The 24,289-nt window shown below is 74.4% G+C and carries 21 protein-coding genes; 15 read left to right on the top strand and 6 right to left on the bottom strand.

Annotated elements, in window-relative coordinates:
* Window positions 1–52 precede the first annotated feature (52 nt).
* The 8 genes from T328_RS01550 (at window position 53) to T328_RS01515 (ending at window position 9,872) form a co-directional block, all read left to right on the top strand.
* Window positions 53–895, top strand: coding sequence for an ATP-binding cassette domain-containing protein (locus T328_RS01550; RefSeq protein WP_496493949.1), 843 nt, complete (start codon window positions 53–55; stop codon window positions 893–895).
* A complete protein-coding gene (locus T328_RS01545; RefSeq protein WP_496493948.1) occupies window positions 892–2,142 on the top strand; it encodes a sugar ABC transporter permease in 1,251 nt (416 codons plus the stop codon). The genes T328_RS01550 and T328_RS01545 overlap by 4 nt, the downstream gene beginning before the upstream one ends.
* Before the next feature lie 34 nt (window positions 2,143–2,176).
* Window positions 2,177–3,709 carry an FGGY family carbohydrate kinase gene (locus tag T328_RS01540; RefSeq protein WP_496493947.1) on the top strand — a complete coding sequence of 511 codons (1,533 nt, stop codon included), beginning with the start codon at window positions 2,177–2,179 and terminating at the stop codon, window positions 3,707–3,709.
* The gene (locus T328_RS01535) at window positions 3,706–5,217 is read left to right on the top strand and encodes an FGGY-family carbohydrate kinase (protein WP_496493946.1); all 1,512 of its coding nucleotides are present in this window, start codon (window positions 3,706–3,708) and stop codon (window positions 5,215–5,217) included. Before T328_RS01540 ends, T328_RS01535 begins: the two co-directional genes overlap by 4 nt.
* Window positions 5,214–5,882 (top strand): histidine phosphatase family protein, encoded by a 669-nt coding sequence (locus T328_RS01530; RefSeq protein ID WP_496493945.1) that lies wholly within the window; start codon window positions 5,214–5,216, stop codon window positions 5,880–5,882. Before T328_RS01535 ends, T328_RS01530 begins: the two co-directional genes overlap by 4 nt.
* Window positions 5,879–6,907, top strand: coding sequence for a 2-hydroxyacid dehydrogenase (locus tag T328_RS01525; protein ID WP_496493944.1), 1,029 nt, complete (start codon window positions 5,879–5,881; stop codon window positions 6,905–6,907). The genes T328_RS01530 and T328_RS01525 overlap by 4 nt, the downstream gene beginning before the upstream one ends.
* Before the next feature lie 31 nt (window positions 6,908–6,938).
* Window positions 6,939–8,120, top strand: coding sequence for a hypothetical protein (locus T328_RS01520; protein WP_496493943.1), 1,182 nt, complete (start codon window positions 6,939–6,941; stop codon window positions 8,118–8,120).
* A gap of 252 nt (window positions 8,121–8,372) precedes the next feature.
* Window positions 8,373–9,872 (top strand): glycosyl hydrolase, encoded by a 1,500-nt coding sequence (locus T328_RS01515; RefSeq protein ID WP_496493942.1) that lies wholly within the window; start codon window positions 8,373–8,375, stop codon window positions 9,870–9,872.
* A 57-nt stretch (window positions 9,873–9,929) separates the two neighbouring features.
* Here T328_RS01515 and msrB read toward each other — a convergent pair whose 3' ends face one another.
* The 4 genes from msrB to T328_RS01495 form a co-directional block, all read right to left on the bottom strand.
* Entirely contained in the window at window positions 9,930–10,337 is a 408-nt protein-coding gene (gene msrB, locus T328_RS01510; protein WP_496493941.1) for a peptide-methionine (R)-S-oxide reductase MsrB, read from the bottom strand.
* A gap of 1 nt (window position 10,338) precedes the next feature.
* Window positions 10,339–11,748: a UDP-N-acetylmuramate--L-alanine ligase gene (gene murC / locus T328_RS01505; protein WP_496493940.1), complete on the bottom strand. Its 1,410-nt coding sequence runs from the start codon at window positions 11,746–11,748 to the stop codon at window positions 10,339–10,341.
* 101 nt (window positions 11,749–11,849) lie between these two features.
* A complete protein-coding gene (locus T328_RS01500) occupies window positions 11,850–12,317 on the bottom strand; it encodes an indole-3-glycerol phosphate synthase (protein ID WP_496493939.1) in 468 nt (155 codons plus the stop codon).
* Between the two features lie 106 nt (window positions 12,318–12,423).
* Window positions 12,424–13,191, bottom strand: a complete 768-nt coding sequence (locus T328_RS01495; RefSeq protein WP_496493938.1) for a pyrimidine reductase family protein — start codon at window positions 13,189–13,191, stop codon at window positions 12,424–12,426.
* 65 nt (window positions 13,192–13,256) lie between these two features.
* On the opposite strand from T328_RS01495, the gene zapE reads away from it, so the two are divergent.
* The 3 genes from zapE to T328_RS01480 all read left to right on the top strand — a co-directional run bounded on the left by zapE (window position 13,257) and on the right by T328_RS01480 (window position 17,000).
* A complete protein-coding gene (gene zapE, locus T328_RS01490) occupies window positions 13,257–14,408 on the top strand; it encodes a cell division protein ZapE (protein WP_496493937.1) in 1,152 nt (383 codons plus the stop codon).
* A 105-nt stretch (window positions 14,409–14,513) separates the two neighbouring features.
* Entirely contained in the window at window positions 14,514–15,881 is a 1,368-nt protein-coding gene (locus T328_RS01485) for an alkaline phosphatase PhoX (RefSeq protein WP_496493936.1), read from the top strand.
* A 189-nt stretch (window positions 15,882–16,070) separates the two neighbouring features.
* Window positions 16,071–17,000: a polysaccharide deacetylase family protein gene (locus T328_RS01480; RefSeq protein WP_496493935.1), complete on the top strand. Its 930-nt coding sequence runs from the start codon at window positions 16,071–16,073 to the stop codon at window positions 16,998–17,000.
* 299 nt (window positions 17,001–17,299) lie between these two features.
* On the opposite strand, the gene T328_RS01475 is transcribed toward T328_RS01480, so the two are convergent.
* A complete protein-coding gene (locus tag T328_RS01475; protein ID WP_496493934.1) occupies window positions 17,300–17,977 on the bottom strand; it encodes an AIM24 family protein in 678 nt (225 codons plus the stop codon).
* Between the two features lie 5 nt (window positions 17,978–17,982).
* On the opposite strand from T328_RS01475, the gene T328_RS01470 reads away from it, so the two are divergent.
* Together T328_RS01470 and T328_RS01465 are read left to right on the top strand one after the other, a co-directional pair.
* Window positions 17,983–18,852 (top strand): peptidyl-tRNA hydrolase, encoded by an 870-nt coding sequence (locus T328_RS01470; RefSeq protein WP_496493933.1) that lies wholly within the window; start codon window positions 17,983–17,985, stop codon window positions 18,850–18,852.
* Window positions 18,853–19,200: 348 nt separating this feature from the next.
* A complete protein-coding gene (locus T328_RS01465; RefSeq protein ID WP_496493932.1) occupies window positions 19,201–20,079 on the top strand; it encodes an NAD(P)-dependent oxidoreductase in 879 nt (292 codons plus the stop codon).
* 112 nt (window positions 20,080–20,191) lie between these two features.
* Here the strand turns inward: T328_RS01465 and T328_RS01460 are convergent, their stop codons facing one another.
* On the bottom strand, window positions 20,192–21,598 hold the full coding sequence (locus T328_RS01460) for an FAD-dependent oxidoreductase (protein ID WP_496493931.1): 1,407 nt from the start codon (window positions 21,596–21,598) through the stop codon (window positions 20,192–20,194).
* Between the two features lie 175 nt (window positions 21,599–21,773).
* Here T328_RS01460 and hemG point away from each other — a divergent pair, with 175 nt between their 5' ends.
* Both hemG and hemQ read left to right on the top strand, forming a co-directional pair.
* Entirely contained in the window at window positions 21,774–23,477 is a 1,704-nt protein-coding gene (gene hemG / locus T328_RS01455; RefSeq protein ID WP_496493930.1) for a protoporphyrinogen oxidase, read from the top strand.
* Window positions 23,474–24,229, top strand: a complete 756-nt coding sequence (hemQ, locus tag T328_RS01450; protein ID WP_496493929.1) for a hydrogen peroxide-dependent heme synthase — start codon at window positions 23,474–23,476, stop codon at window positions 24,227–24,229. The genes hemG and hemQ overlap by 4 nt, the downstream gene beginning before the upstream one ends.
* The last annotated feature ends 60 nt before the right edge of the window (window positions 24,230–24,289 follow it).

The following is a 24,289-nucleotide window of genomic DNA, read 5'->3' as shown; positions in this document are numbered from 1 at the left end:
AGGCCGCACCCCCCGCCACCCACCCGGCGAAACGAAAGGACGAAGGGTCACGATGACAGCTCCCGCAGCGCCGGCGGCCCCGGCCGCGCCCACCGTGCTGTCCCTGCGCGGCGTCAGCAAGCAGTTCGGCGCCGTCGCCGCGCTCACCGGCATCGACCTCGACGTGGCCGCCGGCGAGGTGGTGGCCGTCGTCGGGGACAACGGCGCCGGCAAGTCCACGCTGGTGAAGATCCTGTCCGGCGTGTACACCCCCGACGCGGGGAGCATCTCCTTCCACGACCGGGACGTCTCGCTCGGCTCCCCGGCCGACGCGCAGGCCATCGGCATCGCCACCGTCTTCCAGGACCTGGCGCTGTGCGAGAACCTCGACGTCAAGGCGAACCTCTTCCTCGGCCAGGAGCTACGCCCCTGGATGCTGGACGACGTCGCCATGGAGACCCGCTCCTGGGAGCTGCTGCGGGAGCTGTCGGCCCGTATCCCCACCCTCGACGTGCCGGTGGCCGCGCTCTCCGGCGGCCAGCGGCAGACGGTGGCGATCACCCGGGCGCTACTCGGCAAGCCCGAGGTGATCCTCCTCGACGAGCCGACCGCCGCGCTCGGCGTCGCGCAGACGGCCGAGGTGCTGAACCTGATCGAGCGGCTGAAGGGCAACGGCCTCGGCGTCGTCATGATCAGTCACAACATGGACGACGTGCGCGCCGTCGCCGACCGGGTGGCGGTGCTCCGCCTCGGCCGCAACAACGGCGTGTTCGACGCCCGCACCGTCACCTCGGAGCAGGTCGTCGCCGCGATCACCGGCGCGGTGGACAACGTGGTCGCGCAGCGCGCCGCGCGCCGGGCTGCCGCCGCGCAGGGGCCGGACACCGCCCCGCGGAAAGAGAAGGAACTGCCGTGACATCCCTGGACACTCCGCTGGGCAAGTCCGCCGATCTGCAGGACGAGCGGCTGTCGACGCCCCAGGGCATCGGCGACAGCGTCCGCGCCGCCGTCCGCCGCACCCGCGACGGCGACCTCGGCATGCTGCCCGTCGTCGCCGGCATCGTGGTCATCTGGACGATCTTCCAGTCGCTGAACCAGACGTTCCTGTCCAGCACCAACCTGGTGAACCTGACCTTCGAGATGGTGCCCCTCGGCGTGATCGCGCTGGGCATCGTATGCGTGCTGCTGGTCGGCCAGATCGACCTGTCGGTCGGTTCGGTCAGCGGCGTGTCGGCCGCGGCCACCGCCGTCGTCATGGTCAAGCACGAGCAGCCGATGGTGCTGGCGATCGCCGTCGCGATCGGCGGCGGCTGCGCGATCGGCTGGCTCTACGGCCAGATACTGAACCGCTTCGGCGTGCCCAGCTTCGTCGTCACCCTCGGCGGGCTGCTGGCGTTCCTGGGCACCCAGCTGTGGCTGCTGCGCGACCAGAACGCCATCAACCTCCCGTACGACTCGCCGCTGGTGAAGTTCGCGCAGGTGTGGTTCGTCCCCGAGGCCCTCGCCTATGTCTTCGCGATCGCGGCGGCCGGCGGCTTCCTCGCCGTGGGCTGGGTACGGGTCCGCAGCCGGCGCCGCGCCGGGCTGTCGTCGGCGTCGATGCAGTGGGTCGGGCTGCAGGCGGGGCTGCTGGCCGCGGCGCTGCTGTTCACGGTCTACTACCTGAACCGCACCCGCGGCGTCCCCTGGATGTTCATGCTCTTCGTCAGCCTGGTGCTGATGGTGCACTACGTCCTCACCAAGACGAAGTTCGGCCGGTCCCTGTACGCGGTGGGCGGCAACGCGGAGGCCGCCCGCCGGGCCGGCCTCAACGTCCGCGCCGTCTACACCTCCGCGTTCGTCATGTGCTCCGCGCTGGCCGCGACCGGCGGCGTGCTGGCCGCCGCCCGGCTGGCGGCGGCGAACCAGTCCACCGGCACCGCGGACGTCAACCTCAATGCCATCGCCGCCGCGGTCATCGGCGGCACCAGCCTCTTCGGCGGGCGCGGCTCGGCGTTCGCCGCACTGCTGGGCGTGCTGGTCATCCAGTCGATCTCCAGCGGGCTGACGCTGCTCAACCTCGACTCCTCGTACCGCTTCATCATCACGGGCCTGGTGCTGCTCGTCGCCGTGGCCCTGGACTCCGCGGCCCGCCGGTCGCGGCAGGCACACGGAAGGGGCTGAGGACATGAGGGCTGGGGACATGAGGGCTGGGGACATGACCGCGATCGCGATCGACGCCGGCACCACCGTCGTCAAGGTCGTCGGCTACGGCCCGGACGGCGCGGAGCTGACGGTCGGCCGGCGCCCGACCCGGGTGACGCGGCCCCGGCCGGGCTGGGCCGAACAGGACATGGCCGACGTGTGGGACGCGGTGGCCTCCGCCGTACGGGAGGTGGTCGCGGCGCTGCCCGCGCCGCCGGAGTTCGTCGCGGTGACCGGGCAGGGCGACGGCGCCTGGCTGGTCGACGGCGAGGGCCGGCCCACCGGGCCCGCGGTGCTGTGGAACGACGGCCGCGCCGCCGGCATCGTCGGCGACTGGGAGCGGGACGGGACCGTGGACGAGGCGTTCCGCGTCTGCGGCTCGCGGCTGTCCACGGGCATGCCGAACGCCGTGCTGGCGTGGCTGCGCGCGCACGACCCGGACCGTATCGCCCGCTCCCGGCACCTGCTGACCTGCGGCGGCTGGCTGTACTACAAGCTCACCGGACAGCCGGCCGTGGACGAGTCGGAGGCCGCGGCGCCGTTCCTGGACATCGCCGCGCGGACCTGGTCGGACCGGCTGTTCGAGCTGTACGGGGTGGAGTGGGCCCGCGACCTGCTGCCGCCGCTGCGCGACGACGACCACCGCGTCACCGCGCTCGACCCCGCCGCCATCGCCGAGACCGGGCTGCCCCCCGGCGTCCCCGTGGTGCTGGCGCCGTACGACATCTGCGCCACCGCGATCGGCTCCGGCGCGGTCAGCGCGGGCCGCGCGTGCACCATCCTCGGCACCACGCTCTCCACCGAGATCGTCACCGACGCGCCCCCGGTCGCGGGCCCGCCGGACGGCGCCGGCGGCGAAGCCGTGGGCATCACCGTCCCGCTCGGCGTCCCCGGCCACTACCTGCGCGCCTTCCCCACGATGAGCGGCGGCGACATGCTCGACTGGGGCGCGAAGCTGCTCGGGCTGTCCTCCGCCGCCGAGCTGATGGAGCTGGCCGAGCGGGGCGCCGAGGACACCGCGGGGGTGCGCTTCCTGCCGTACCTCTCCCCCGCCGGCGAGCGCGCCCCGTTCTTCGACCCGGCCGCGCGCGGCTCGCTGACCGGCCTGTCGCTGGACAGCGGCCGGGAGGACGTGGCCCGCGCGGTGGTGGAGGGGGTCACCCTGGCCATCCGCGACTGCCTCGCCGCCTCCCCCGCCGCGCCGGACCTGCTGACCCTCAGCGGCGGCGGCACCCGCAGCGGGTTCTGGATGCGGCTGATCTCCGACGTCACGGGCGTGCCGGTGGCGATCCCCGCGGACACCGAGATCGGCGCCCGCGGCGCGTGGCTGACCGGCGTGGTCGCCACCGGCCGGGAGCCGGACTTCGCGACCGCGGCGGCCCGGCAGGTGCGGATCGCCGCGTCGTACGAACCGGACCCCGCCCGCGCCGCGGACGCGAGCTACGCCGCGTTTCTGCGGCTGCGGGAGCTGCACCGGCCGGTGTGGGCGCTGGGCCGGGAGCGTTCGGCCGGTGACGGCGGGCCCGCGAGCGGGGCGGGCGCATGACCGACCCGGCACCGGACGCCTGGCTCGGCATCGACCTGGGCACCCAGGGCGTCCGCGCGGTGGCCGCCGACTCCGCCGGGCGGCTGCTCGGCACCGGGGCGGCCCCGCTCACCAGCGACCGCCGCGGCGAGCGCCACGAGCAGGACCCGGACGAGTGGTGGCGCGCGGTCTGCGCCGCGGTCGGGCAGGCCGTCGGGCGGGTCCGCGCCGCGGGCGCCGGCCCGCGCCGCATCCGGGCCGTGGCCGTCGACGCCACCTCCGGCACCGTCACGCTGACCGACCGGAGCGGGCTCGCCGTCACGCCCGCGCTCATGTACGACGACGGGCGCGCGGCCGGCGAGGCCGAGAAGGTCAACGAGGCCGGCGAGGCGCGGTGGACCAGGGCCGGCTACCGGCGGATGCAGCGTTCCTGGGGGCTGCCCAAGCTCTGCTGGCTGCTCGACCACCACCCGCGGGCAGCCGCGGACGGCTGGCGGCTGGCGCACCAGAGCGACGTGGTCAACCGCCGGCTCGTCGGCCACGACGTACCCACCGACACCAGCAACGCACTCAAGACCGGCGCGGACGCGGCGACCGCGACCTGGCCCGAGGAGGTCTTCGCGGACCTCGGGATCCCCGCCGGGCTGCTGCCCGGCCTGGTGCCGCCCGGCACGGTGCTCGGGGAGGTCTCGGCCGCCGCGGCCGAGGAGACGGGACTCTCCGCGGGCACCGCCGTGGTGGCCGGGATGACCGACGGCTGCGCCGCCCAACTGGGCTCCGGCGCCACGGCGGTGGGCAGCTGGAACTCCGTCATGGGCACCACGCTGGTGCTCAAGGGCGTGACCGCCGAGCTGGTCCACGACCCGGCCGGCGTCATGTACTCGCACCGGTCGCCCGCGGGCACCTGGCTGCCCGGCGGCGCGTCCAGCGTCGGGGCGGGGCTGGTGGCGCGGGAGTTCGCCGGCGCCGACCTGGACCGGCTGACGGCCGGGGCGGCGGCGCTGCTGCCCACCGGGCTGCTGCGGTATCCGCTGGTCTCGCCCGGGGAGCGGTTCCCGTTCGTCGCCCCGGACGCGACGGCGTTCCGCAGCCGGGCGGCGGCGGACCGCGCCGAGGACTTCGCGGCGCTGCTGCAGGGGGCCGCGTACGTGGAGCGGCTGTGCTTCGACTACGCCGACCTGCTCGGCGCCCCCGCCACCGGGGCCGTCGTCCTCACCGGCGGCGCGACCCGCAACCCGGTGTGGAACCAGCTCCGCGCCGACGTGCTGCGCCGCCCGGTGACGCTGCCGCGCCACGCGCAGCCGGCGCTCGGCATGGCCGTACTGGCCGCCGCCGCCCTCGACGGGAGCGGCGGCGCCCTGGACCGTGCCGCCGCCGCGATGGTCCGGGCCGACCGCACCGTCGAGCCCCGCGACACGTACCGATCAGCCCACGACGAGGGCTACGTCCGGCTCGTCGGCCTGCTGGCCCGGCGCGGCTGGCTGCCCGAGGTCGTCGCGGCCCACGCACGAGAGAGGACCGCGGCATGAGCCTCAACGTCATCTTCGTCCGGCACGGGGAGAGCGTCTGGCACGGCGAGAACCGCTACGCCGGCGCCACCGACATCGACCTCACCGACCACGGTCACGACCAGGCCGCCGCCCTCGCCGACTGGGCGGAGCAGGCGCGGCTGACGGCGGTGTGGTCCTCCCCGATGCTCCGCTGCCGGCAGACGGCGGCGGACAGCGCGGCCCGCTCCGGGCTGCCGCTGCACCTCGACGAGCGGCTGCGCGAGCTGGACTTCGGCGTCGCCGAGGGGCTGACCCGCGCCGAGATGCGCGAGCGCATGCCCGACGCGGTGACGTCCTTCGAGACCGACCCCGTGGCCCACCACTTCCCCGGCGGGGAGGACCCGGCCGCGGTCGTCGAGCGCTACGTCGCCTTCCTCACCGAGCTGCGCGCCGGACACGGCGCCGGCGACGAGGGCGGGAGAGAGAAGGACGGGGGAGAGAACGACGACGGCCGGATACTCGTCGTCGCGCACTCGACCGCCATCCGGCTCACCCTCTGCCGGCTCCTCGGTCTGCCGCTGCGCGACTACCGCCGCGTCTTCCCGTACCTGGCCAACTGCGCCCTGAACGAGCTGGTCCTCCGCGACGGCACCCCCTCGCTGCTGGCGCTGAACCGTCCCGTGACCCCCGGAGTCCCCGCGTGACCGTGATCCTCGCCGCCGGCGACCACTTCGTACGCAACGACCTGCTCCGCGACCGCCTCCGCCCGGTCGCGCCCGGCGCCGCGTTCCGCGAGCTGACGCTGCCCTGGCCCGTCGAGCCGTTCGGCCCGGTCGCCGAGGTCCGCGAGGCGTCGGGGACGGAGGACCAGCTCATCGAGGCCCTCGACGGGGTCGACGTCTGCGTCACGCAGATGGCGCCGCTGACCGAGCGGATCCTCGCCGCCAGCCCCGCACTGCGGCTGTTCTGCGTCAGCCGTGGCGGCCCGGTCAACGCCAACCTCGACGCCGCCACCCGGCACGGCGTCGCCGTCACCTACGCCCCCGGCCGCAACGCCACCGCCACCGCCGAGCACACCGTGGCCCTGATGCTGGCCGCCGCCCGCCGGGTCCCCGCCACCCAGGCGGACCTGGCCGCCGGCACCTGGCGCGGCGACTACTACCGCTACGAGAGCGTCGGCCCGGAGCTGGCGGACAGCACCGTCGGCGTCGTCGGCTACGGCGCCATCGGCTCCCGGGTGGCCCGCATCGTCCGCGGCTTCGGCGCGCGCGTGCTCGTCGCCGACCCGTTCGCCGACGCGGGCACCGTCGCGCCGGACGAACTGGTCGGGCTGCCCGAGCTGATGAATCGTTCCGCCTTCGTCACCGTGCACGCCCGCGCCACCCCCGGGACCGCAGGGCTGATCTCCCGCGAGCTGATCGGCCTCATGCCCGCCGGCGGCGTCCTCGTCAACTGTGCCCGCGGCTCCCTCGTCGACTACGACGCGGTCTGCGACGCCCTCGACGAAGGCCGGCTCTTCGGCGCCGCGTTCGACGTGTTCCCCGTCGAACCGCTGCCCGCTGACTCGCGACTGCCCCGTACCCCGGGCGTCGTGATGACCCCCCACCTGGCCGGCGCCAGCCGCCAGACCGCTCACCACGCGGCCGACATGGTGGCCGCCGAAGTCGGCCGCCACCTGGCCGGCCGTCCCCTGCTCCACTGCGCGAATCCGGACGTTCGTCACCGATGAAATCAGCCCACCAACAACGTAAGGAACCCGCATGCGCGGCAAGCACCGTACGGCCAGAGCGGCCGTCGTCGCCGGCATAGCCGTCCCCGCCCTCCTCCTCACCGCCGCCCCGGCAGGCTTCGCAGCCGCCGACGCCGCTCCCGCAGCAAAGCCGCGCCCGGCCGAACTGCCCACCCACATCGAGGGCGGGGCGTGGCCGACGAGCCACGTCCAGGGCGTGACCGTCGACACCGAACGCGGCTACGTCTACTGGTCGTTCACGCAGATGCTGGTCAAGACCGACCTCGACGGCAACGTGATCGGCACCGTCGAGGGCCTCACCGGTCACCTCGGCGACATCGACCTCAACAACCGCGACGGCCGGGTCTACGGTTCTCTTGAATACAAGGCCGAAGAGGCGTTCTACATCGCCGTCTTCGACGTGAACAAGATCGACCGGGTCGGCATGAACGCCGAGACCGACGGCGTGATGACCGCCGTCCACCTCGACGAGGTGGTCGAGGACTTCACCGCCGACATGAACGGCGACGGCGTCTTCGACGGCGACACCGCGGACACCCCCGACCACCGCTACGGCTGCAGCGGCATCGACGGCGTCTCCTTCGGCCCGGAGTTCGGCGAGCGCGGCGGGGAGCAGAAGCTCATGGTCGCGTACGGCGTCTACTCCCATACCGAGCGCACGGACAACGACCACCAGGTGATCCTGGAGTACGACGTGCGCGACTGGCGCCGCTACGAGCGCCCGCTGTCGCAGGCCGACCCGCACCGCAGCGGCCCCGACCGGGTCGGCGGCAAGTACTTCGCGTACACCGGCAACACCACCTACGGCGTGCAGAACCTCCAGTACGACCCGTACACCCGCAACTGGCTCATGGCGGTCTACGACGGCGTCAAGGAGGGCTTCCCGAACTACTCGTTCTTCACCGTCGACGGCTCGAAGGAGCCGGTGCGCGGCGAGATCAAGGGCCAGGCGCAGCCGGAGAAGGGCGAGCTGCTGACGCTGCGCGACGCGGGCCTCAACGACCCGGCGACGGGCGTGCGCGGCTGGGAGTTCCACGGCAACTACGGCATCGACGCGCTGGGCGACGGCCGGTACTACGTCGCCGAAGGCCGGGCCGTCGACGACGGCGGCGTGCGCAAGCAGGAGGGCGAGGTCTACCTCTACCGCTGGACGGGCGAGACCCCGACCCCGTTCGAGCGCGTCGAGGGCTGACGCGGGGACGCTCAAACGCCTCCCGGGCCCGGCACACATATCGGGGGTGGGCCCGGGAGGCTCCCGGCGCTCCGCTCGGCGGCATCCCCGCGCCGGGCGGGCCATGGCCGTGACGTCGTCGAAGCAGATCACGCCGGTGGCTCTGCGCGCGGTGTTGACGAGTGATGGTGACGTTGCCATTCTCCTATCACGCGCGCCCTGGGAGCGCTCCCATAGCGGAGTGCTCACGCCCCCCCCACACCTGGAGACCCCATGCCCCGACCCCCACGCAGACGGCGCCGGCCGGCGCTGCTGCTCGCCGTGCCGGCAGCAGTCCTCGCCGGTCTGCTCTCCGTGTCCGCCCTCCCGTCCCACGCCGGTGCCCAGCAGGCCGCGGAAGCCGGCGGGACCGCACGGCAGGCCGCCGCCCCGACCGTCTACGAGGCCGAGGACGGCGAACTCAGCGGCGTCGTCGTCGAGTCCACCGCACCCGGTTACTCCGGCACCGGCTACGTCGCCGGCTTCGACGCGGCGTCGGACCAGCTCACCATCACCGTCCCCGACAGTCCCGGCGGCCTGCACGACCTGACGATCCACTACCGCGCGCCCTACGGCCAGAAGACCGCCACGCTGCAGCTCAACGGCGAGGGCGCGGGAGATGTCACCTTCGCCCCCACCGACACCTTCAGTACCGTCCCCGCCGGCAAGGTGCTCCTGCGGGAGGGCGCCAACACGGTGACGATCGTGAACAACTGGGGCTGGTACGAGATCGACGCCATCAGCCTCGCCCCCAGTGAGCCCCGGCCTCCGCACCAGGTCTCCGGCGTTCCCGTCGACCCCGACGCCACGCCCGAGGCCCGCGAGCTGCTGGCCGACCTCACCGCGAACTACGGCGAGAACATCCTCAGCGGCCAGCAGGACATGGCCTCCATCCAGTGGCTGGAGGACAACGTCGGCAAGACCCCGGCCGTCGCCGGGCTCGACATGATGGACTACTCCCCCAGCCGCGTCGAGCGCGGCACCACCTCCACCGAGGTCGAGAACGCCCTGGCCTGGGACGAACGCGGCGGCATCACCACCTTCACCTGGCACTGGAACGCCCCGACCGGGCTGATCGACGAGCCCGGCAAGGAGTGGTGGCGCGGCTTCTACACCGACGCCACGACGTTCGACGTGGCGCAGGCGCTGGCCGACCCCGACTCCGAGGAGTACGCGCTGCTGCTGCGCGACATCGACGCCATCGCCAAGGAACTCCAGCGACTGCAGGACGCGGACGTCCCCGTGCTGTGGCGCCCGCTGCACGAGGCCGAGGGCGGCTGGTTCTGGTGGGGCGCCAAGGGCCCCGGGCCCGCCACGGACCTGTGGAACCTGATGTACGACCGGATGGTCAACCACCACGGGCTGCACAACCTGATCTGGGTGTGGAACTCCGTCGACCCCGCGTGGTACCCGGGCGACGAGACCGTGGACATCGTCAGCGCCGACACCTACCCGCCCGTCGGCGACCACGGACCCGTCAGCGCCACGTACGAGAAGCTCATCGAACTCGGCGGCGACCAGAAGCTCATCGCCCTCACCGAGACCGGGTCGATCCCGGACCCGGAGCTGCTGCGGGCGTACGAGGCCGACTGGAGCTGGTTCACCACCTGGAGCGGCGACTACATCCAGGACGGACAGCACAACCCGCCGGACTTCCTGGACCGGGTGTACAACGACCCGGGCGTCATCACCCTGGACGAACTCGCGGAGTGGCGTTCCCCGGGGTCGTCCTGACGGACCGGCGGCGCGTGCGGGCACCCGCCTGCACGCGCCGCCGGGGTGGTACGGACCTCACTCCCCGTCCGTCACCAGCCGCAGCGACACGGAGTTGATGCAGTAGCGCTGGTCGGTCGGCGTCGGGTAGCCCTCGCCGCTGAAGACGTGCCCCAGGTGGGAGCCGCAGCGGGCGCAGCGCACCTCGGTACGGACCATGCCCAGCGAGCGGTCCTCGATCAGCTCCACGGCCTCGCTCCGCGCGGGGTCGTAGAAGCTCGGCCAGCCGCAGTGGCTCTCGAACTTCTCGGTGGAGCGGAACAGCTCCGCGCGGCAGGCGCGGCACTCGTAGACACCTTCGGTCCTGGTGTCGGTGTACTCGCCGGTGAATGCGGGCTCGGTGCCGGCCTGCCGCAGGACGCGGAACTCCTCGGGCGACAGCTCCGCGCGCCACTGCTCGTCCGGCTTGTCGACCTCGTACGTCATGTCAGCCCTCCAGTCGGGACAGGATCCTCGGTCCCAGCTCGGTGACGTCCCCTGCCCCCATGGTGAGAACGAGATCGCCGGGCTTCGCCATTCCGGCGACGAGGCCGGGGACGGCGTCGGGGTCGGGCGCCGGGGTGACGTCGGCGCCCCGGGCACGGGCGGCGTCGATGATGATGTCGCTGGTCACGCCCGGGATGGGGTCCTCGCGGGCGGGGTAGATGCCGAGCACGACACAGGCGTCGGCGAGCGCGAGGGCGTGACCCATCTCGGCGCCCAGCTCGCGGGTGCGCGAGTACAGGTGCGGCTGGAAGACCACGAGGATGCGGCCGGAGCGCCCGCCGTGGCCGTCGTCCGCGGCGGCCCGTACGGCTTCCAGGTCGGCGCTCATCTCGGTGGGATGGTGCGCGTACGTGTCCACGACCCGTACGCCCGCGGCCGTGCCCTTCGTCTGGAGCCGCCGGCCGACGCCGGTGAAGGACGCCAGCGCCGGCGCCAGCTCCGCGGCGGGCACGCCGGCCGCGGCGCCGGCGGCGAGGGCGGCGACGGCGTTGTGGGCGTAGTGGCGGCCGGGGACGGAGACGCCGAAGGTGAGCTTCGCGCCGTCGAGCAGCACGGTGACCTCGCTGGCCAGGCCGCGGGGGGTGACACCGAGCACGCGCGCGTCCGCGTCGGGTGACTCGCCGTAGGTGACGGTACGCACGCCGCCGCCGGCCAGCCGCCGGGTCAGCTCGCGGGCGCCGGGGTGGTCGGCGGAGACGACGAGGGTGCCGCCGGGGACGATGCGGGCGGCGAAGGTCTCGAAGGAGGCGTAGATCTCCTCCAGCGAGGCGTAGTTGGCGTGGTGGTCCAGCTCGACGTTGAGGACGATGGCGACCTCGGGCGCGTACTTGTGGAAGCTGCGGTCGCTTTCGTCGGCCTCGGCGACGAAGAGGTCGCCGGTGCCGTGGTGCGCGTTGGAGCCGGGGGCGTCGATGTCGCCGCCGATGGCGTACGAGGGGTCGCGGCCGACGGTGCGCAGGGCGACGGCGAGCATGGAGGTGGTCGTCGTCTTGCCGTGGGTGCCGGCGACGGCGACGGGGCGCAGCCCGTCCATGACGGCGGCGAGGGCGTCGGAGCGGTGCACGACGGGCAGGCCGCGCGCGCGGGCGGCAGCCAGCTCGGGATTGTCCTCGCGGATGGCGGAGGAGACGACGACGGCGCTCGCGCCCGAGTCGAGGTGCCCGGCGGCGTGCCCGAGGTGCACGACGGCGCCCAGCTCGCGGAGCGCGGCGACGGTGCCGGACTCGCGGGCGTCGCTGCCGGCGACCGCGGCGCCGCGCTGGGCGAGGATCTTCGCGATGCCCGACATACCGGCGCCGCCGATGCCGACGAAGTGCGGACTCTCCAGCGTGGGCGGGATCCCCGGGGTCATGTGGTGCGCTCCTTGGGCTCGGTCGGGACGCCACGATTCTCGCACCCCCCGCCGACATTCCGGGGCCGGGCTACGGCGGTGACCACCCCGGGCCGGGCGGGTCAGCTTTCGTGCGCGAACAGCTTCAGCACCGGCACGCCGACCTTGTGCCGGGCCCGGGAGGCCCAGTCGCGGTGGAAGAACTCCTCCACCAGGTGCGGCGCGGTGAGCACGATCACCTCGTCGGCCCGGGTCTGCTCCACGACAGACTTCAGCAGGTCCAGCGGGTGCCGGTCGACGATCTCCCCGACCGCCTCGGCGCCCTTCTCGCGCAGCGCCTGGAGGGAGTGCTCCAGCGCCAGCCGGGCGGTGGGCAGCGCCTCGTGCCCCTCCGGCTCGTCCGTCTCGCGGACCGCGTCCTCCAGTTCGCCGAGCGCCACATCGTCGAGGGCCCGCAGCAGCACCCCCTGGTCTCCGCGGGGTTGCAGGAGCACGACGAAGCTGACGGTCTCTTGGCCGTGGAGGGTGGTGACCATCTCCGCATCCACGGGTGCGAGCGGCTTCTCGATCATCAGGACGGTGGTGAACACGATGAACGCCCTTCTTCCGCACAGGCACAAAGACCACGTCAGAAACGATCCTGCCGACTTAGTCTGCCCCAGCACGACTAAGCGGAACGTAATATTCCGCAGATTGTCAGAACCGACGGTAACGCGTGAACAGAAAGCCGGCCTCCTCCATGACCGACTCCAGGCTGAGGCCGAGCGGCTCCACCCGCGGAGCGGCGCCGCGCGTGATCCGCGGCGCGTCCCCCAGCGCCACCCGGGGTGCCAGGGTCAGGCACAGCTCGTCGAGTACCCCCGCCCGAGCGAAGGCCCCCAGCACGGCGGGCCCGCCCTCCATGAGCAGCCGCCGGTGGCCGCGCCCGGCGAGCGCCGCGAGGGCCGCCGCCGGGTCGGCGCCCCGGCCCTCCCCGGCGACCACGACGTCCACCCCCGCCGCCCGGGCCGCGGCCAGCCGCTCCACGGGCGCCCGCGCACCCGTCAGCAGCAGCGTGGGGGCGGCCGGCGCGGTGAACAGCGGCAGCGAGAAGTCCAGGTCGAGGGAGGCGGAGAGCACCGCGACGGGCGGCGCGGGGGTCTGGCCCGCCGCGGCCCGGCGGGCGGCGAAGGCGGCCCTGGCGCGGGCCGGCCGGTACCCCTCCAGGCGTACCGTTTCTGCACCCACGACCACCGCGTCTGCCAGCCCGCGCAGCACCCCGAAGACGCGCATGTCGGCGTCGGACGACAGCGGCTGGGAGCGTCCGCCGAAGGCTGCGGCGCCGTCGGCGGTGCTGACCATGTTGGCCCGCAGCCACACGCCGTCCCGCGCGGGATAGGCGTAGGCGTCCGCCAGTTCGTCCAGGGACCACTCGCGGTCGGCGAGCAGGGACGGGTCGGCGGGCACGGGCAGCAGGCGGCGCATACGCGGCAGTGTGGCATGGCGCACTGGTGTGCGGCTCGCCGACGCGGCGACCGTACAGTGAGGACGTGCCCCCTCCCGTCTCCTCCACCGCCGACACGCCCGGCGCCGGCACCTCCCCCGGCGCGCTCACCGGCCGCGAGCCACACGTCCCCGCCGAGCGGCTGGTCGCCGAGCTGGTGCCGCCGCCGCGCTTCGACTCGGTGCGCTTTTCGACGTACGTCCCGGACCCGGCCCGCCCCGGTCAGGCCGAGGCCGTACGCGCCCTCACCGCCTTCGCCGCCGGGCTGCGCGGCGGCGCCACCGCCGTCGGTGGGGGTACCCGGCGGCCGTGGTGGCGGCGGGCGCCGAAGGAGCCGGCCGGGCCGCGCGGGGTGTATCTGGACGGCGGCTTCGGCGTCGGCAAGACCCATCTGCTGGCCTCGCTCTGGCACGCCACCGAGGCCGTCGCCGAGCGCAAGGGCTTCTGCACCTTCGTCGAGCTGACGAACCTGGTGGGGGCGCTGGGCTTCCAGCAGACGGTACGCACCCTCGGCAGCCACCGACTGCTGTGCATCGACGAGTTCGAGCTGGACGACCCCGGCGACACCGTGCTGGTCTCCACCCTCCTCGGCAAGCTCGTGGAGTCCGGCGTCGCGCTGGCCGCCACCTCCAACACCCTGCCCGGCAGGCTGGGCGAGGGCCGGTTCGCCGCGGCCGACTTCCTGCGCGAGATACAGGGCCTGGCCGCCCGCTTCCGCCCGCTGCGCATCGACGGCGACGACTACCGCCACCGCGGCCTTCCCTCCCCCACCGGCTACGCCCTCACTGGCGGGGGTACCCCCACCCCCGCCCCGCTGACCGACGAGGCCGTCGCCCGCGCCGCCCGCACCGTCCCCGGCGCCACGCTCGACGCCTTCACCGACCTCCTCGGCCACCTCGCGCGCGTCCACCCCAGCCGCTACGGCGCGCTGACCGACGGCGTACGGACCGTCTGCCTGACCGGCGTGCGGCCGATGGCCGACGAGGCGACCGCGCTGCGCCTCGTGGTGCTGGCGGACCGGCTGTACGACCGGGAGATACCCGTGCTCGCCTCCGGCGTGCCGTTCGACCGGCTCTTCGGTGAGGAGATGCTCGCCGGCGGCTACCGCAAGAAGTACTTCCGCGCGATATCCCGGCTGACCGCTCTCACCCGCGACGCACACGCCGCCACCGGCGACGCGCCCCAGGCAGCGGAATAGACCCTTCACACACCCTCTCACCTGGTTCACTTTCGCTTCACCGGGTGGTACACACGGTCGGGTCACCGTTTTTCCTGTCCGCCAGCAGGGGGTTGGTCTTACCGCATGTCTGCAACACGACGTCAGGTCCTCGCCCGCACCGGTGCCCTCGGCGCCGGCATCGCCTTCACCGGCGCCGTCGCCGAGCTGTACGCCGGCACCGCCGCCGCGCAGGCCCCGAGCGGCGCCGGCTACGGCCCGCTCGTCCCCGACCCCGACGGTCTGCTCGACCTCCCCCAGGGCTTCCGCTACCGGGTGCTGTCCCGCGAGGGCGACCAGTTGCTCTCCGGCGAGGGCACCGTGCCCAGCAACCACGACGGCATGGCCGCCTTCCGGGCCCGCGGCGGCGGTGCCGGCGTCAAACTCGTCCGCAACCACGAGAACCGCCACAACGCCACGTACCGCGTCCCGGCCATCGACGGCCTGACGTACGACCCGATGGGCATGGGCGGCTGCACCGTGCTGGAGACCGGCGGGAACGGCGAGCCGAAGAGCGAGCGCGTCGGCATCGCCGGCACCGCGGTCAACTGCGCCGGCGGGCCCAGCCTCTGGAACACCTGGCTGACCTGCGAGGAGACCGAGGACAAGGCCGGCACCAACGGGTACACCAAGGACCACGGCTTCGTCTTCGAGGTCGACCCCGCCGACCCGCAGGCGAGCGGCGCCGTCCCGCTCACCGCGATGGGCCGCTTCCAGCACGAGGCCGTCGCCTTCGACCCGTCCAACGGCGTGGTGTACGAGACCGAGGACGCCTTCGAGCACCCCTTCGGGCTCTTCTACCGCTTCCTGCCGAAGAAGCCCAGGGGCGGCCTCGGCTCCCTGCAGGCCGGCGGCGAACTGCAGGCCATGCGGGTGCCGGACGTGCCCGACCTGTCGGTGGTCGAGGAGATCGGCACCACGTTCGACGACGTCGAGTGGATCGAGGTGCCCGACCCGCTGGCGGCCGGGACCCCGATCCGCCACCAGGACTTCGGGCGCGCGATGACGTACGCGCAGAAGCTGGAGGGCTGTTACTGGGGCGGCGGGTCGGTGTACTTCGTCTCCAGCTTCGCCAGGACCGACGAGGGCTCCGGCGGCGACCACTTCGGCCAGGTGTGGCGCTACACCCCGAAGACGAACGAGCTGAAGCTCGTCATCCGCTTCGGCCCGGACCACGGCGTCGACACCCCCGGCGAGTCCCCGGACAACATCGCGCTGTCTCCCACCGGCGGCCTCTTCGTGTGCGAGGACGGCGGCGGCGAGCAGCACGTCTACGGTGTCTCGCGGCGCGGCGAGGTCTTCGCGGTGGCGCGCAACCGGCAGAACACGGGCAGCGCGGAGGAGCCGGAGTACGGCGAGTTCGCGGGCGTCACGTTCTCGCCGGACGGCCGGACGATGTACGTGAACTGCTACGCGCCCGGCACCACGTTCGCGATCACCGGCCCCTGGCGGTAGCGCCCAGCCCGGCCCGTACGGTACGCGCCGTACGCGGCGGCATCGGCACGGCGCCCGGCGCCGGCCCGGCGGAGACCGGATCTGCACCCGGTCCGCCGCCCGGGCCGGCGCCGCGGCGCGCCGTCCCCCGTTCACCCGGGCGCTCGCTCCGGCGTGCGCGCCCCCGAGGAGCGCTCTTACGCTCCCCGCATGATCCACTTCCGGCGGCCGCACCGTGCCCGCGCGGCCCTCGCCGCGCTGCTCGCCCTCTTCCTCCCGGCGTGCGCCGAGTCGTCCGCGCCCGCGCCGCCGACCGGCCCGCCCGCCGCCCGGAAGCACGGCGACGGCCCGGTGGCGTACGGAAAGGCGCGCGGAAAGGCGTACGGGAAGGCGGGCGCGGAGGCGCATGGCGCGGCCGGGGCGCCGCGGCCGGCCCGGGCCCGCGCGGGGCCCGCGCCGGTGTGGCGGCACGGCGCCCGCCGGGCCGCGGGCGGCAAGCTCGTGGCGCTCACCTTCGACGCCGACATGATGGCGGACCAGCACGACCGGGCCGACGCCGGCGAGCAGTTCGACAACCCCGGGCTGATCGCCGCGCTCCGGCAGCTGAAGGTACCCGCCACCGTCTTCATGACCGGCACCTGGGCCGCCCGCTACCCCGACCAGGCCCGCGCCATCGGCCGCGACCCCCTGTTCGAGGTGGCCAACCACTCCTACAGCCACCACGCCTTCGCCACCCCCTGCTACGGGCTCCCCGAGGTCGCCCCCGGCACCATGCGCGCCGAGGTCGAGCGCACCTTCGCCGAGCTGCGCCGCGCCGGCGTACCCGCGCCCGTCCCGTACTTCCGCTTCCCCGGCGGCTGTTACGACGACACCGCGCTGCGCGCCCTCGCCCCGACCGGCGTGACCGCCGTGCAGTGGGACGTCTCCAGCGGCGACGCCTTCGCCACCGACCCGGGCGCGGTGGCGCAGGAGGTGCTGACGCGGGTACGGCCGGGGTCGGTGGTCGTCCTGCACGTCACCCGCAGCGCGGCGCCGGTCACGGAGCGGGCGGTGCGCGAGATCGTGCCGGAGCTGCGCCGGCGGGGCTATCGCCTCGCCACGGTCTCGGAGCTGATGGCGGCAGGCTCACCAATCGGATGAGCCAACCGTAGCAGTCCTGTGGCAGAGTGTGACACGCACGCCGGCGCCCAGGCGACGTCGGGCACCCTCCCCGGTCAGCACCTGGGTGTCTGGTCGGTCAGCGCCCGGAGGGACGTGCCACGCGGGCCGACGGACTCGTCCATCGGCACCAGGGCACGAAGGCGATTGGGCTACATCTCTGAGCAACACTGGGGATCACTAGGCCAATCAGAGACGCTGAGGCCCGTACCGGAGACGACGCCGCGGTCGCGGAGGGAGGACGCGGCGGTCGCCGCCCCCGCCCGCCGCGGCGGCCCCGGTCACCCGGCGGGCGCCCCCGGGCCCATCTCGCTCGGCCGCACCACGACGAACCCCTCGCCGTCCAGCCGCAGCTGCATGACCTCGCCGGAGCCGCCGCGGATCATGGAGCCGAAGCTCTGCGAACGGTGCAGCCCCGTCTGGAGCTGTGTGCTCCAGCCCACGACCGCGTCGGTGTCGACGAAGACCGGGTAGCCGGGGGAGACCGGGATGACGATCGGGGTGCCGTCGCAGACCACGCCCAGCCGGCCCTGGCCGGTGAACACGCTGTTGAACAGCCCGCCGCCCGCCATGCCGGCGCCCTTGACCACCTTGATGTCGTAGGACAGCGTCGAGTCGAAACACAGCACGTTGCGCCCGTTGAGGGTGAGGCTGTCGCCGGGGTGGTCGAAGTCGAGGATGAAGCAGTTGGCCGCGCTGAGCGCGAACCAGCACTCGCCCTGCCCCCTGACCGACATCAGTGCCAGCCCCTCGCCCGTGACCGCGCGCTTGAGGAACTGCCCCGCCCCCTGGCCCTTCTTCTCGAACTGCAGATTGCCCCGATAAGCGATCATCGCGCCCTGGCGGGCCAGGCACTCGCCGTTGACGGCGTACTTGATCGACTTCGAGTTCTGCAGAGTCATGCCGGCCTGCGTCGCGGGCTCGGCCATGTTTTCCTTCGCGAACAAATCACTGCGCATACGGCATGATCCGCCGGAACCCCTCCCTCCGCCAAGCAGGCGGCGCCCCTGGCACACTTGATCGTGTGACCGGCGCCGAGACCAGCCCCTTCCAGCACGAGGCGGTGAGCCGCGACGCACTGCCGCAGTTCGTCCTCCCCCTCGTCGTACGCATCGAACGCGGCAGCCCTCCGACGCGCACCGACGCGCTCCAGACGGCGGCGCGCGCGGTGCTGGTCCTGCTGGCGGACGAGCGCGCCGCGGGCGAGGGCGAGTGGGCCCGGGCGGTACGGGACTGGCAGGACGCCCGGATCCGCAAGGTGGTCAGGCGGGCGCGGGGCACGGAGTGGCGCCGGGCGGCGGCGCTGCCGGGGATCACGGTGACGTCGGCGGGCGGCGGGGCGGCAGCGGGCGCCGGAGCCGCGGCGGCCGACCCGGGGAGCACGGCCGGAGACGCCGGGGCACCCGTGGGCGCCGAGGCCGCCGCGGGCGCCGCAGAGGTGCGGGTCTTCCCGCCCGTGCCGCTGGACGGCTGGCCCAGGGACCTCGCCCGGCTGCAGGTCTCCGGCACCGACCTGGACGACCCTGCACCCCCTCCCCCGGCCCTGCCGGGGGTTCCGGTGCTGTGGCTGGCGCCCGGGCTCGGCATGTCCGCGGGCAAGGCGATGGCCCAGGCGGGCCACGGTGCCCAACTCGCCTGGTGGGAGCTGTCCGACGCGGACCGCGCGGCCTGGCGCGCCGCCGGCTTCCCCCTCGCCGTACGCACGCCGGGGCCGGAGCGCTGGGCGGAGCTGACCGCGAGCGGGCTGCCGGTCGTCAGGGACGCCGGGTACACGGAGATCGCCGCGGGCAGCTGCACGGTCGTCGCCGACCACCCGGCGCTGCGCCGCGGCTGACCCGCGGACGCACCGGACACGCGCGCGTGAGGCGGGGGCCGCGGGACACACGTGTCCCACGCACGCGTACGTCCACGGCGCCGGCGCGGCGCGTAGGCGCTCCGCGGCCTGCTCATGCGGACGGAGCAGCGCCGGCCCGGAGGTCCCTCCGGCGCCGCCGCACGCGGCCCGTCCTTCGGCCGCGACCGCACAGGTCGAGCCCGTCGACGGAACCGGTGCTCATACCCGCCATCGTAGGAGCCCGGCTGGCGGGATCCTGGTGGGAGTCGTCACCGGTGTCACTGGTCGGGCCGGGCCCTTCGCTGCGAGTCTCGGGTGCAGGTGATCAACCTCCCAAGGAGAACTCTTATGACGTCTGGCCCGCCGCCGGTGACCGTCCTCGGGCTGGGGAACATGGGTTCCGCGCTGGCCGCCGCCCTGCTGGACCGGGGGCACCCGGTGACCGTGTGGAACCGCTCGCCCCAGAAGGCCGCGCCCCTGACCTACCGGGGCGCGCGGCTCGCCGCGACACCCGCGGAGGCGATCGCGGCGAGCCCTCTCGTCGTCCCCTGCGTCCTCGATTACGACGCGCTGTACGCGCTGCTCGGGCCGGCCACCGGCGCCCTCGACGGCCGTACGGTCGTCAACCTGACCTCCGGCAGCCCCGAGCAGGCGCACGAGGCGGCAGCGTGGTTCCGCTCGTACGGTGCCGACTACCTCGACGGCGCGATCATGACGACCCCGCCGGGCGTCGGGCAGGCCGAGGTGATGTTCCTGTACAGCGGCCCGCGCAAGGTGTTCGACGCCCACCGCGCCACCCTGGCGGCCCTGGGCGACCCCCTGCACCTCGGCACCGACCCCGGCCTGGCCTCCCTCTACGACGCCGCGCTGCTCGGCCTGATGTGGGCCGCCATGACCGGCTGGCTGCACGGCACCGCGCTGGTCGGCACCGAGAAGGGCACGGCCGCGGCGTTCACCCCCGTCGCGATCCGCTGGCTGGGCACGGTGAACGGCTTCCTCAGCCGGTACGCCGACCAGGTGGACGCCGGCCGCTACCCGGGGGACGACGCCACCGTGGACGTGCAGATCACGGCCATCGACCACCTGATCCACGCGGCCGCCGCCCGCGGCGTGGACACGGCGCTGCCCGCACTGCTGAAGTCCATGATGGAACGGGCCAAGGCCGCCGGTCACGGCTCGGACAGCTTCGCGAGCGTCATCGAGGTGCTGGCCGGTTCAGAGGGGTAGTGAACACCGGCGGTACGGGTCGCGGGGCCACCGCTGCCGTGGGCTGCCGACGGTGGGCGGAGTCGGCGGTGGGCGGGTCCGTACCACCGCGGCGGACGCCACCGCCCTCCCGTCAGCCGCCGTCGGTCTCCCGCGCGTCCTCCGCGACCGCCCCCGCCGCCTTGCGCGCCGCGACCAGCACCGGGTCCCACACCGGTGAGAACGGCGGCGCGTACCCCAGGTCCAGGGCCGTCATCTGCTCCACCGTCATGCCCGCCGTCAGCGCCACCGCCGCGACGTCCACGCGCTTGCCCGCGCCCTCGCGGCCGACGATCTGCACGCCGAGCAGCCGCCCCGTGCGCCGCTCCGCGAGCATCTTCACGTGCATCGGCGCGGCCCGCGGGTAGTAGCCGGCGCGGCTGGTCGACCGGATGGTCACCGTCACGTACTGCAGCCCCACCTCGCGCGCCTGCGCCTCCAGCAGACCAGTACGGGCGATCTCCAGGTCGCACACCTTGCTGACGGCCGTGCCCACCACGCCGGGGAAGGTGGCGAAGCCGCCGCCGACGTTGCGGCCGATGACCTGCCCGTGCTTGTTGGCGTGCGTGCCCAGCGGGATGTACCGCTCGCGGCCCGACACCAGGTCGAGCACCTCGACGCAGTCGCCGCCGGCCCACACGTTCTCCTGTCCCCGCACCCGCATCGCCAGGTCGGTCAGCAGCCCGCCGGACTCGCCCAGCGGCAGCCCCGCGTCCCGCGCGAGCCCGGTCTCCGGGCGTACGCCGAGGCCGAGCACGACGACGTCCGCCGGGTACTCGCCCTTCGCCGTGGCCACGCCGCGCACCGCGCCGTCCGAGCCGGTGAGGATCTCGGTGACCTCGGCGCCGGTGACGGTCTCGATGCCGTTGCCGTTCATCGCCTCGTGCACCAGCGCGCCCATGTCGGGGTCGAGGGTGTTCATGGGCTGCTCGGCGCGCTCCAGCACGGTGACGTGGATGCCGCGGTGGCAGAACGCCTCCGCCATCTCCACCCCGATGTACCCGGCGCCGACCACGACCGCGTGCCGCACCTGCTGCTTCTGCAGCCGGTCCAGCAGCTCCTGGCCGTCGTCGAGGCTCTGCACGCCGTGCACTCCCGCCGCGTCGATGCCGGGCAGCGGCGGGCGCAGCGGGCGGGCGCCGGTGGCGATCACCAGGTGGTCGAAGCCGTGCCAGCGCTCCTGCGCGCCGTCGTCGTCGTCGAGGTCACGGGTGCGTACGCACTGCCGGTCGAGGTCGATCTCGGTGACCTCGGTGCGCATCCGCAGGTCGATGCCGCGCCGCCGGTGCTCCTCCGGGGTACGGGCGATGAGCTGGTCCCGCTCGGCGACGTCGCCGCCGACCCAGTACGGGATGCCGCAGGCGGAGTACGACGTGAACCGGCCGCGCTCGAACGCGGTGATCTCCAACTCGTCCGGCGCCCGCATCCGGCGCGCCCGCGACGCGGCGGACATGCCCGCCGCGTCGCCGCCGATGACCACCATCCGCTGCTTGGCCCCCATGACGCTCCCTTTCGTCGCCGTGCGGGACACGCTACGTCTGGTCACGCCGCACCGCTTGCCTGGGGTGCCGGGTGCGGGGGCACGGACGGGAGCGCCGGGGGCGTACCCGCCTGTCGGTGCGCGATCTCCACCGGGCTCGTACGGGGGTGTCGGCGGGGTCTGAGACAGTGGCCGCATGAGCAGCGCACAGCCCGCGGAACCCGCGGATCTCACGGATCCCGCGCCCAGGGTCGTCGTCATCGGCGGCGGCATCGCCGGACTCGCCGCCGCGCACCGGCTGCTGGCCGGCGGCGCCCGGGTCACGCTGCTGGAGGCCGGGACCCGGCTCGGCGGCAAGCTGCACGCGGGCGAGCTGGCCGGCGTGCCGGCCGACCTCGGCGCGGAGGCGCTGCTCGCCCGCCGCCCCGAGGCGGTGGACCTGGCGCGCGCGGTGGGGCTCGGCGAGGCGCTGCAGCCGGTGGCGGCGGGGGGTGCGGCGGTGTGGACCCGGGGGCGGCTGCGCCCGCTGCCGGGCGGCCAGGTGATGGGCGTCCCCGGTGATCTGGAGCGGCTGGCGGCGGCGGAGGTGCTGTCGCCGGAGGGCCTGGCGCGGGTCGGCCGGGAGGCGGAGCTGCCCCCGGCGGAGCCGGGCGAGGACGTGGCGATCGGCGCGTTCGTCGCGGAGCGGCTCGGCGCGGAGGTCACGGACCGGCTGGTGGAGCCGCTGCTGGGCGGGGTGTACGCGGGGGACGCGTACCGGCTGTCGATGCGCGCCGCGGTGCCGCAGCTGTTCGCGGCGCTGCGGGCGGAGGGGACGCTGCTGGGCGCGGCGCGGGCGGTGCAGTCCCGGGGAGCGGCGGCGGCTGCGCCGGGCGCGGCGCCGGCGCCGGTGTTCATGGGGATCGAGGGCGGTGTCGGCCGGCTGCCGTCGGCGGTGGCCGATGCGGTACGGGCCGCGGGCGGCGAGATCGTGCTCGGCGCGGAGGTCGCGTCGCTGGAGCCGCGGGCGGGTTTCCCCGACCCCGCCCCGCCCCGGGCCCCCGCGCCAGCCGCCGCGCCCGGCGCCGAGGCCCGCGCCGAGGCCGCCGCACCGAAGCCGGGCGACGGTCACCCCGGCCCCGCTCCGACCGGAGGCGCGGGGCTCCGCCCCGCGTTCCCCGCCGGGGCTGCGCCCCCGGACCCCGCCGCGGCCGCGTCGGCATCCGCCGCCTCCGGCACTCCCGCGGACCACCCGGAAGTCACCGCCTCCGCCCCGAGCACGTCCGCGCCCCCGCGCTGGCGGGTCGTCGCCGGGGGGCGTGCCTACGACGCCGACGCCGTCGTGCTCGCCGTGCCCGCGACGGCCGCCGCCCGGCTGTTGCGGAGTCTCGCGCCGCGCGCCGCCGCCGAGTTCGACGGCGTGCGGTACGCGTCCATGGCCCTCGTCACCCTCGCCCTCCCCCGCCGGGAGGCGGAGGCGCAGCTGCCCGCCGGCACCGGCTTCCTCGTACCCCCGGTCGACGGGCGGACCATCAAGGCATCGACGTTCTCCTCCGCCAAGTGGCGCTGGGCCGGCGACGACGGCCTCTTCCTGCTCCGCACCTCCGTGGGCCGTATCGACGACGAGAAGACCCTCGAACGCGACGACGCCGACCTCGTCGCCGCCTCCCTCGACGACCTCCGCGCCGCCACCGGACTCGCCGCCCGCCCCGTCGCGAGCCGCGTCAGCCGGTGGCGGGGCGCCCTCCCGCAGTACGAGGTCGGGCACGACGCCCGCGTCGCGCGGATCCGCGGCGCCCTGCCCGCGGGGCTCGCGGTGTGCGGCGCGCTGTACGACGGCGTGGGCATCCCCGCCTGTATCGCCAGCGCGCACCGGGCCGCCGACGCGCTGCTGGGGCGCCCTGGGACAATGGCCGCATGAGTGACGCAACCCCTCCGGCGGCCTCTCCGACGGCCCCTCCGACGGCGCCGTCGCGCTCCGCGAACGCCGGCAAGAAGGCCAAGGATCTCAACGAGGTCATCCGCTACACCCTCTGGTCGGTGTTCCGGCTCCGCGACAACCTCCCCGAGGACCGCGCCGGCTACGCGGACGAGGTGACCGAGCTGTTCGAGCAGCTGGCCGCGAAGGACGTCGTCGTGCGCGGCACGTACGACGTGTCGGGCCTGCGCGCCGACGCGGACGTCATGATCTGGTGGCACGCGGAGACCGCGGAGGCGCTGCAGGAGGCGTACAACCTCTTCCGCCGCACCCGGCTTGGCCGCGCCCTCGCGCCGGTCTGGTCGAACATGGCGCTGCACCGCCCCGCCGAGTTCAACAAGTCGCACATCCCGGCGTTCCTGGCGGACGAGACCCCGCGCGCGTACGTCAGCGTGTACCCGTTCGTCCGCTCCTACGACTGGTATCTGCTGCCCGACGAGGACCGCCGCCGCATGCTCGCCGACCACGGCAAGATGGCCCGCGGCTTCCCCGACGTGCGCGCGAACACGGTGCCGGCGTTCTCCCTCGGCGACTATGAGTGGATCCTCGCCTTCGAGGCCGACGAGCTGCACCGCATCGTGGACCTGATGCGGCATCTGCGCGGGTCCGAGGCGCGGCTGCACGTCCGCGAGGAGGTGCCGTTCTACACCGGCCGCCGCAAGCCCGTCGCGGAGTTGGTGGCCTCGCTGGCCTGAGATCCAGAGCCGGGCCCCCGCCGCGGCGGGGGCCACCGGCCCGTGCCGCGGCGGCCTCCC

Source organism: Streptomyces sp. CNX435 (assembly GCF_059570575.1).
The sequence above is the reverse complement of the archived record's forward strand: the minus strand, read 5'-3'. Positions and strand labels throughout refer to the sequence as shown.

Excerpts from the sequence above, each read along its gene's own strand:
- T328_RS01550 (WP_496493949.1), top strand. The coding sequence starts at position 53 with ATGACAGCTCCCGCAGCGCCGGCGGCCCCGGCCGCGCCCACCGTGCTG.
- T328_RS01540 (WP_496493947.1), top strand. The coding sequence starts at position 2,177 with ATGACCGCGATCGCGATCGACGCCGGCACCACCGTCGTCAAGGTCGTC.
- T328_RS01535 (WP_496493946.1), top strand. The coding sequence starts at position 3,706 with ATGACCGACCCGGCACCGGACGCCTGGCTCGGCATCGACCTGGGCACC.
- T328_RS01530 (WP_496493945.1), top strand. The coding sequence starts at position 5,214 with ATGAGCCTCAACGTCATCTTCGTCCGGCACGGGGAGAGCGTCTGGCAC.
- T328_RS01520 (WP_496493943.1), top strand. The coding sequence starts at position 6,939 with ATGCGCGGCAAGCACCGTACGGCCAGAGCGGCCGTCGTCGCCGGCATA.
- T328_RS01515 (WP_496493942.1), top strand. The coding sequence starts at position 8,373 with ATGCCCCGACCCCCACGCAGACGGCGCCGGCCGGCGCTGCTGCTCGCC.
- msrB (WP_496493941.1), bottom strand. The coding sequence starts at position 10,337 with ATGACGTACGAGGTCGACAAGCCGGACGAGCAGTGGCGCGCGGAGCTG.
- murC (WP_496493940.1), bottom strand. The coding sequence starts at position 11,748 with ATGACCCCGGGGATCCCGCCCACGCTGGAGAGTCCGCACTTCGTCGGC.
- T328_RS01495 (WP_496493938.1), bottom strand. The coding sequence starts at position 13,191 with ATGCGCCGCCTGCTGCCCGTGCCCGCCGACCCGTCCCTGCTCGCCGAC.
- T328_RS01485 (WP_496493936.1), top strand. The coding sequence starts at position 14,514 with ATGTCTGCAACACGACGTCAGGTCCTCGCCCGCACCGGTGCCCTCGGC.
- T328_RS01480 (WP_496493935.1), top strand. The coding sequence starts at position 16,071 with ATGATCCACTTCCGGCGGCCGCACCGTGCCCGCGCGGCCCTCGCCGCG.
- T328_RS01475 (WP_496493934.1), bottom strand. The coding sequence starts at position 17,977 with ATGCGCAGTGATTTGTTCGCGAAGGAAAACATGGCCGAGCCCGCGACG.
- T328_RS01470 (WP_496493933.1), top strand. The coding sequence starts at position 17,983 with ATGATCCGCCGGAACCCCTCCCTCCGCCAAGCAGGCGGCGCCCCTGGC.
- T328_RS01465 (WP_496493932.1), top strand. The coding sequence starts at position 19,201 with ATGACGTCTGGCCCGCCGCCGGTGACCGTCCTCGGGCTGGGGAACATG.
- T328_RS01460 (WP_496493931.1), bottom strand. The coding sequence starts at position 21,598 with ATGGGGGCCAAGCAGCGGATGGTGGTCATCGGCGGCGACGCGGCGGGC.
- hemG (WP_496493930.1), top strand. The coding sequence starts at position 21,774 with ATGAGCAGCGCACAGCCCGCGGAACCCGCGGATCTCACGGATCCCGCG.
- hemQ (WP_496493929.1), top strand. The coding sequence starts at position 23,474 with ATGAGTGACGCAACCCCTCCGGCGGCCTCTCCGACGGCCCCTCCGACG.